Origin of the sequence: Trinickia sp. (assembly GCF_051954495.1) — a bacterium.
Lineage (GTDB): Bacteria > Pseudomonadota > Gammaproteobacteria > Burkholderiales > Burkholderiaceae > Trinickia.
The window spans coordinates 1-5,421 of record NZ_JBQCHR010000096.1; the positions used below are offsets into that span (position 1 = coordinate 1).

Genomic DNA, 5,421 nt, shown 5'->3' on the forward strand with positions numbered 1-5,421 from the left:
GTCGTCAGCGTGAGCGGGGGCGGTGCCTTGCCTTGCGTGATCCAGTCGTACATCAGCGTGGAGGTTTCCTCGCCGTGACGCTTCGGGCTGATGATGACCGTGCCGAAGAAGCCCGTCGGGTTCGGCTTCTTGAACTCGTTCAGCGCCGAATCCGAACCGCCGATGCCGATGCCGATCATGTTGTCGGCCTTGAAGCCGCGGCCTTCCGCTGCGCGCACCGCGCCGAGCACGGCTTCGTCGTTCAGGCCGTATGCCACCCAGTGCTTGAACTGCGGGTTTTTCGTGATCGCGATGTTGGCGGCGTTGAACGCGTTTTCCGTATCGGTCTTCGCTTGCGGCGCGGCGATGATGTTCGCCTTCGGGAAGCCCGAAGCGGAGAGGATATCGGTCGCGCCTTGCGTCCGATCCTTCGCCGTCGGCAATTGATCGTAAGTCACGTCGATCGCGCCGACATCCTTCATGTCCCAACCGCGCTTCTTGATTTCGTCGACGATGCCCTTGCCCACTTGCTGGCCGATGTTGTAGGCCGAGATGCCCATGTGCGGCACGGAATCGATCGGCTTGCCGCTGCCGTCGACGAGGCGGTCGTCGACCGTCATCATCTTCAGTTTGTCGGCCTTCGCCTTCGCGACGATCCCCGGTCCGAGCTTCACGTCGGGCGTGCAGATGATGAAGCCTTGCGCCTTCTGTGCGGCCAGGTTGTCGATCGCGCTCATGACCTTCTCGCCCGAGGGTGCGCCGATCTTCACGAGCGTGAAGCCGTCCTTCTTCGCGGCCGCTTCCGCGAATTTCCATTCGTCTTGGAACCACGGCTCCTCAGGCTGCTTCACGAGGAAGCCGATCTTGACCGGATCCGCGGCCTGGGCAGCCGGGACACCCGCGACCATCGAAGTCGCCGCGGCAGCGGCCAGCGTGAGGAAAATTCTGCGCTTCATGACGTTTGTCTCCTGTCTGATTGAGCGTTGTCGGCCGCGTTATCTATGTCGGACGACTCACGCGGCCAGTGCGTCATCCGGTTCGAACATCGCCATGCGGGGCTGCCGCACGGCAATCAAAGCAATCTTTCGTGACGCCTAGTCGTGGTACAGCGCCGAGCGCCCGCCGTCGACCGTGATGCACGAGGCATTGATGAACGGCGCCTCGTCCGACGCAAGAAACACGGCCGTCATCGCGATTTCCTCCGGCTGCGCGATACGCTTCATCGGCTGCAGCGCGAGCGTCGCTTGGCGCGCGGCCTGCGGATCGGGCTGCGCGTTCCACCAGTCATGCGTGAGCTGCGTCTCCACGTAACCGGGCGCGATGGCATTCACGCGCACCTGCTTGGCGGCGTATTCGATGCCGAGCGCACGCGTCAGTCCGAGCACGCCATGCTTGGCGACGGGATACGGAAAGCAGCCCGGAATGATTTGAAACGCATGCGTCGACGCAATGTTCACGATGCTGCCGCGGCCGCGTTCGACCATGCCCGGCAGCACCGCTTTACAACCGTTCCACACGCCGTCGAGATCCACCGCGAAGCAACGGCGCCAATCGTCGTCGCTCATTGTCAGCGGATCGCAGAACACATTGATGCCCGCGTTGTTGACGAGCACGTCCACGGGCCCGAATGCGTGCTCGGCGGCATCGCGGGCGTCGCACACCGACGGCGGCTGCGTGACGTCGGTCCGCACGGCCAGCACGCGGGCGCCCGGCGCGGCCGCCTCGATCCGCTGCGCCGCGCGGCACGCGGCGTCCACATCCAATTCGGCCAGCACCACCGCGGCGCCTTCGCGTGCGAATGCGTGCGCAATCGCCTCGCCGATTCCTCGGCCAGCGCCCGTGACGAGCGCGACCTTGCCCGAAAGCCGATTCATCGCGCGGCGCCCTCGGAGAGCGCACGCCAAGCGGCGATGAACGCCCGCGCCCGCTCGGCCGTCGCTAGAGCGTCTTGCCCCGCGCGATACAACGCCGACCCGAGACCGAAGCCGTTCGCTCCGGCATTCACCAGGGCGCCCATGTTCTCCGGCGTCACGCCGCCCACGGGCACGAGCGGCACGCGCTTGGCGATGACGGCGCGCCAGGCCTTGATGACCGTCACACCTAGTTGTTCAGCCGGAAACATCTTGAGCACGTCCGCGCCGCTCGCGAGCGCAGCGAATGCTTCGGTCGGCGTGGCGACGCCGGGCGCACAGGCCAACCCGCGGGCCTTCGCTGCCTCGATGATTTCGGTATCGCCATGCGGCATGACGATCAACTCCCCGCCGGCAGTAGCGACATCGTCGACGAATGTCGTGCGCAGCACGGTGCCCGCGCCGACGATCACTTCCGAGGGAAGCGCGCGGCGCAGCGCGGCGATGCTCGCGAGCGGATCGGGCGAATTGAGCGGCACCTCGACGATGCGAAAACCCGCCTCATAAAGCGCGGCGCCGTGCGCCACGACTTCGTCAGGCGCGACGCCACGCAGGATGGCGATCAACGGGCACGCTTCGAACGCGCCGATGAAGCGCTCGTGCGGAAGGTACGGCTTCGGAAGATCGAATTCGGTTTGCATGGCGTACTAAATGAAACGGGTTGGGCTCGCGAACAATTCAATAGGTCAAACGACGATGCATGCTTACCGCGTATCGGCGTAGCAGACTGCGCGCGGCCGGCTCATCGCGGCGCGCTTTCGCTTGCGGGCGCGGCCGCGGTCGCGTCGCGCCGCACGAGGCCGGCCTGCTCGGCAATTCGCCACAGCCCGCTCTCGGCGGCGCCTTCGACGACGCTCGCGCGCGGACAGCCGAACTCGGTCAGCGCCAGCCGATAGCGCTCGCACAACGCGGCGCTGCCGATCAAGCGAGGCGCCTCCCCCGCGAGCCCCGCCCCGCGCGACTCGAGCAGCGCGGCCAAGCCGCAGAGCTCGTGCCCGATCAACAATCCCGACAAGTAGTCGGGCTGCTGGTCGGCCTGCAGCGAGCCGGTCAAGCCAAGCGTGCGCGTGCTGAAAATCGTCGCGAGCAGCCCCGCGCCGTGCGCGTGCTTCGCCACGGTCACGCCGCGCAGGAAAGCCTGCGTATCGGGCGCCGGCGGTTCCACCATCGTGCGTCCCAGGATCGTGTGTTCGCGCAGTGCGCCGTAGAGCTCGCCCGTCATGAACGTGTGAAACGATTCGATGCGCTCGCCTCGCACGATCGCCCACTTGGCGTGCGTGCCCGGCAACCCGACGAGCGAGCGCACCTCGCCGCCGATCGCTTCGCTTGCCAGCGCGCCGACGATCTGCGTTTCCTCGCCGCGCATCACGTTCGGCAGATCGCCGCGCTCGATCACGCCCGGCACGATATGCACGGTGACCCCGCGCCCGGTCGTCACTCGCACGATCCCCGAAACGAGCGCGGACGCATCGGCGGGCGTGTCGACATAAGGCGCTTCCCGCCAGCCCTGCGCGCTGCCCACCATGCCCGCCGCAATGACCGGGAGCCCTGGCGAGGGTTCTAGCCAATCGCCGCACGCGGCTTCGAATGCCGCCTCGAACCCGCCCGGCTGCGGCAGACGCATGATCCCGTCGCTCGATGCGCGCGTGGCGAGTACGTTGCCGAACGCGTCGAACAAGTACGCGCGCATGGCCGTGGTGCCCCAGTCGAGGCCGATCAGCGCCGGTCTTGCGGCGAAAGCTTGCACATCGCTCATCGTTTGATACGGCGCGCTCCGGGCGCACTCCAGCCGAGTTCTTCGGAAATCGCGCGCGCTTCGCGCTGCACGACGGGAATCAGTTCGTCCATGCGCTCGTGCGGCATGTAGGGAATCGTGCTGGCGACTGAAACCGCCGCGACGATCGCGCCGGTCGCGTCGCGCACCGGCGCGGCCACGCAGCGGATCGACGGTTCGTTCTCCTCGAGGTCGAACGAAAAGCTCCCCGCCGAATATCGCACCATGCGCTGCAGGAACAGCGGTTTGTCGGGCCGGTTGTCGTGCTCGAAGCGCACGCCTTCGAGCGCGCGCTGCGCCGAGTCGTAGAGCGAACTCCACATTTGCGGCGACAAATCGAGCATCAGGGCCTTGCCGATACCCGTCGAGGCGAGCGGCATGCGATGACCGGCGCGCGAACGCATTTCTAGCCCGCGCGTGCCGGGGATCTTGTCGATGTAAAGCACGTCTTCGCCGTCGCGCACGCCGAGGTGAATCGTATCGAGCGTCGCCTGCGCAAGCCGCTCGAGATGAGGGCGCGCAACCGCCGTCAACGGCATCTGTTCGAGCGCCACCGTACCCAGCTCGATCAGCTTCGGACCCAGCAGATAGCCGTTCGGGACGTGACGCAGATAACGCGCCTGCACGAGGCTGCTCACGAGGCGGTGTGTCGTGCTGCGCGTGGTGCCGAGCGCCGCGGCGAAGGCGCGCATATCGCGGGCGCCGCGCGCGCAGGCCTCGATGATCGCGAGGCCGCGCAGCAGTGTCTGCGTTCCGGCGGGCAGATCGGCGATGTCGAGCGGCGAGCCCCCGATTGCAGGCGGTTCCGGCGCCGCGACGGTCGCGGGGCCGAAGGACGGCTCGGATTCGCCGCTTGCCGCGGCGGGCTGGGCCAATTCGTGTTCAGAGGCAGTCATCGGGCGCATCTCCGTTTCGTTCGAATGCTTCGCTCTCGAATCGCTGGTTTCCGTCGTATTTCTCTGCGCGGCCGATGTCTCGACCGCTCGCGACGGATTGTAGGCACGCATTCAGACACGTTCCAACATTTGAATGTGATGCCCACATTTTGAGACTTGCAGCCGATTGCGCGGATCCGTGGCAAGATGCCGTCGCGGCATGCAACCCCATTCACCACGAGGACCGCAGCATGAAACCGATCGTCAATTTGGCCGACGTAGAACTGTCCCCATTACCGCCCGGCCTCGCGCCGCCGGAGTCGATGTCCGAGCGCTACGCGCCGCGAATGGGCGCGATCGGCGCGCGCATCGGCGCGCAAAAGCTCGGTTATAACGTCACGGCGCTGGCCCCCGGCAAATGCGGATTTCCGTTTCATCACCATCGAGTCAACGAGGAGATGTTCTTCGTGCTGGAGGGAACCGGCGAGGTGCGCATCGGCGACGCCGTCTACCCCATTCGCGCGGGCGATGTGATCGCCTGCCCGCCCGGCGGCCCGGAAGCAGCGCATCAAATCGCGAATACTGGGAATGTCGAACTCAAGTATTTATCGGTGAGCACGAAGGTGATGCCGGAGATCGTCGAGTACCCCGATTCGGGCAAGTTCGGCATCGTCGCCGAATTCGCCGATGCGCCGGGCGAGCGCCCGAGGGCATTCCGCTTCGTTTCGAGGGAAAGCGAGAGCGTCCCGTACTGGGACGACAATTGATTCGCGCAGTCGCGGGGCGCCACGCGGCCCGAGTCGAAATCAGATACCGGTCAAACCGGCACATACGCCGCGCCCCAGCGGCGGGCCAAGACGGGGGCGCGCGGCGCACGCGAACG

Annotated in this window: 6 protein-coding genes; 1 reads left to right on the forward strand and 5 read right to left on the reverse strand. The window is 66.3% G+C overall.

Features of this window, described 5'->3' with window-relative positions; all coding sequences use genetic code 11:
* The 5 genes from ACTHNR_RS13545 to ACTHNR_RS13565 form a co-directional block, all read right to left on the reverse strand.
* Positions 1 to 935, reverse strand: a 935-nt coding sequence (locus tag ACTHNR_RS13545) for an arabinose ABC transporter substrate-binding protein (RefSeq protein ID WP_440548175.1), incomplete at its 3' end; no start/stop codon positions are given.
* Positions 936 to 1,073: 138 nt separating this feature from the next.
* Entirely contained in the window at positions 1,074 to 1,853 is a 780-nt protein-coding gene (locus ACTHNR_RS13550; protein WP_440548177.1) for an SDR family oxidoreductase, read from the reverse strand.
* Complete coding sequence (locus ACTHNR_RS13555) at positions 1,850 to 2,530, reverse strand: 2-dehydro-3-deoxy-6-phosphogalactonate aldolase (RefSeq protein WP_440548179.1); 681 nt, start codon at positions 2,528 to 2,530, stop codon at positions 1,850 to 1,852. The genes ACTHNR_RS13550 and ACTHNR_RS13555 overlap by 4 nt, the downstream gene beginning before the upstream one ends.
* Before the next feature lie 101 nt (positions 2,531 to 2,631).
* A complete protein-coding gene (locus ACTHNR_RS13560; protein WP_440548181.1) occupies positions 2,632 to 3,645 on the reverse strand; it encodes a 2-dehydro-3-deoxygalactonokinase in 1,014 nt (337 codons plus the stop codon).
* Positions 3,642 to 4,559, reverse strand: coding sequence for an IclR family transcriptional regulator (locus ACTHNR_RS13565; RefSeq protein ID WP_440548183.1), 918 nt, complete (start codon positions 4,557 to 4,559; stop codon positions 3,642 to 3,644). The genes ACTHNR_RS13560 and ACTHNR_RS13565 overlap by 4 nt, the downstream gene beginning before the upstream one ends.
* Positions 4,560 to 4,789: 230 nt before the next feature.
* Between ACTHNR_RS13565 and ACTHNR_RS13570 the strand changes: the two genes are divergently transcribed.
* Entirely contained in the window at positions 4,790 to 5,305 is a 516-nt protein-coding gene (locus ACTHNR_RS13570) for a cupin domain-containing protein (RefSeq protein WP_440548184.1), read from the forward strand.
* Positions 5,306 to 5,421: the final 116 nt, after the last annotated feature.